Source organism: Rhizobium ecuadorense, from assembly GCF_001187535.1.
Taxonomy (GTDB): Bacteria; Pseudomonadota; Alphaproteobacteria; order Rhizobiales; family Rhizobiaceae; genus Rhizobium; species Rhizobium ecuadorense.
In genome coordinates this window covers 1-290 of sequence record NZ_LFIO01000298.1, presented here as the reverse complement: position 1 = coordinate 290, position 290 = coordinate 1, and the positions used below count along the sequence as shown (strand labels likewise).

The 290-nt window shown below is 59.3% G+C and carries 1 pseudogene; it reads right to left on the bottom strand.

The features are described 5' to 3' along the window. Positions 1–290, bottom strand: a pseudogene (locus AF337_RS44180) (SOS response-associated peptidase); the annotation flags it as partial.

Below are 290 nucleotides of genomic sequence, written 5' to 3'. Positions count from 1 at the left end.
CTTGTCCACTGCGGCACGTGGATCCCTGCGAAGAACATAAGTTCTTTGCTTTCGTCTCGCCCGAACCAGGCATTCGGGACTTTCCCTCCCGGCTCCTGACTGTCGGGATCGGGCTCAGCGAAAGTTGTCACCGGAACGATGCATCTATGCTCGACGCCAAACCATTGCCTCCAATGCCTGAGATTGAGCTTCCGGACATTCGTCACGCCGCGGTCAGGCTCCATCCGCAGGAGGTCGTCCATATCGAAAGGCTTTCCCTTGGCGGCGAGTTTCGCGGCACGGCCTTCGGC